Below are 1,298 nucleotides of genomic sequence, written 5' to 3' on the forward strand. Positions count from 1 at the left end.
GTTGTCGTCCTTACCGCATGCAGCGAGCGCCATGATCGCCGCGCATACGAAAATAAGCTTCCTCATTACGGAGTCTCCTTATTAATGCGAATTCCTGTAAATGAGCGCCGAACACCGACGCTGAACATAACGGTCAGCGCACACTCCAGATATAGCCCGTCTTGCTGAGCAACGCCGAGCGCCTGGCGGGAAACCAGAACAAGAAACGCGAAGTAAGCGACGGCCGACGCGAGGTCACCGATAAAGTTGCCAGGTGTCTCGATGAAATAACCCCGAAGCTGGCGCTTGCGTATGAGGTACGCCCAGTCAAGACAATGGACACGGAACAGAGCGCTGGTGAGTGCGACGGCAAGAATCCAGAAGGCAAACATGGCATATCCTGTTTATCAGGCGCCCAGGGGGCGCAATGGCCGAAGGCCCGGTCTTGTAGGCCGGCTGCATTGAAGCCTCGCAGGGCGAGGCTCATCGAATCGGCGCGGCATAAAATGACAATCCCACATGCCGAGGTCCAGCAGGACATGCTCGAAATCAAGGTCTACGTCCAGGTCCAGCAACTCGTCGGCGCATTGTTCGATGGACTTGAACCAGACTGCTGAACCGCCACGCAAAACAGGCACCACGCCGGAAGCGGTCACGACATACAGGCCGAACCCCAAATATCGATTCGCCCGAAGCAGAAGCGTCGGGACCAGTTCAACGTGGCAACGGGCGATACCCGTTCGTGGAGTGACGTGATTCTTACGGGGAACGAGTGTCTTGAGATCAGGCCATTTGAAGTGAAGTTTCGATTCCATGCAGACCTCCTGGGTTAACGGGACCAGCGTTGAACGTTCGCTTGAATGACAGCGGAAACCGCCGCCGTATGAGTCTTGATTGCTTCAGAGAGTTCTTCGATGACTTCAGCTCGATAGCCCGAATCCTCTGTCGGTTTGGCGTTTAACACGCGCGCGATCTGGTTGACGTTCCGACCAATCGCGAGAAGCCGGGTATTCGAAGCTGCCAACTGTTCGAGCTCGTACTGACCCAGCTGAGGCTCCTTGCTAAGACGCGCTCGGACAATCGCGGCAATCCATACATTCGGAGAAAATCCGTCTCTCGCGGCCATGTTCTCCATGACTGCCCATTCACTCACCAGAATACGCACCTCAATCCTTTTCTTTCTTCGAACATCGACAGCAGGGACATCAATGGCCGTGATCACCGCGGGCGTACGTGCCAGCAGCTTATGGATGACCTGTCGGGTGACGTCGCTTGGGGACATTCCGTGCTGCTCACAATATCGAATCCACGGCTCCTTA

Annotated in this window: 3 protein-coding genes; all 3 read right to left on the reverse strand. The window is 55.6% G+C overall.

Going from position 1 to position 1,298, the window contains the following annotated elements:
• Positions 1-65: 65 nt before the first annotated feature.
• On the reverse strand, positions 66-371 hold the full coding sequence (locus PQQ96_RS42005; protein WP_408303308.1) for a hypothetical protein: 306 nt from the start codon (positions 369-371) through the stop codon (positions 66-68).
• 15 nt (positions 372-386) lie between these two features.
• The gene (locus tag PQQ96_RS42010) at positions 387-794 is read right to left on the reverse strand and encodes a hypothetical protein (RefSeq protein ID WP_408303309.1); all 408 of its coding nucleotides are present in this window, start codon (positions 792-794) and stop codon (positions 387-389) included.
• Between the two features lie 14 nt (positions 795-808).
• The coding region (locus PQQ96_RS42015) for a hypothetical protein (RefSeq protein WP_408303311.1) at positions 809-1,298 on the reverse strand (490 nt) is incomplete at its 5' end.

The sequence above is a fragment of the Paraburkholderia sediminicola genome (assembly GCF_046027825.1).
Lineage (GTDB): Bacteria > Pseudomonadota > Gammaproteobacteria > Burkholderiales > Burkholderiaceae > Paraburkholderia > Paraburkholderia sediminicola_D.

Coding starts and splice junctions, on each gene's coding strand:
- PQQ96_RS42005 (WP_408303308.1), bottom strand. CDS start 371: ATGTTTGCCTTCTGGATTCTTGCCGTCGCACTCACCAGCGCTCTGTTC.
- PQQ96_RS42010 (WP_408303309.1), bottom strand. CDS start 794: ATGGAATCGAAACTTCACTTCAAATGGCCTGATCTCAAGACACTCGTT.